At 71.6% G+C, this 278-nt stretch carries 1 protein-coding gene; it reads right to left on the bottom strand.

The features are described 5' to 3' along the window. A partial coding sequence (locus ACZYSP_RS35635) for a helix-turn-helix domain-containing protein (protein ID WP_489019280.1) occupies positions 1-185 on the bottom strand: 185 nt, incomplete at its 3' end. Positions 186-278 lie beyond the last annotated feature (93 nt).

The following is a 278-nucleotide window of genomic DNA, read 5'->3' as shown; positions in this document are numbered from 1 at the left end:
AACCACGGCACATGAAGCCCCAGCGCGAGGCGCTCCAGGGACTCCACCGAAGGCGAGACCAGCCCGCGCACGATGCGCGAGAGCATCGAGGAGGAAATCCCCGAGGCCTGCGCCAGCGTGCCGCCGGACACACCAGCCGCCATGCGAAGCGCCCTCACCCGCGCACCGCTGCGTGCCGCCGACAGGCTGCGTACGACAGGTGCGGGCTGCCGAGGCCGGACTCGCTTCACCGAGACCGGCAACCGCAGCGGGCGGGCCGTTGGCAGAGGTGAAGCAAG

The organism is Variovorax sp. F042 (genome assembly GCF_057814215.1).
Note: the sequence above shows the minus strand (reverse complement) of the source record. Positions and strands in the feature narration are given on the sequence as shown.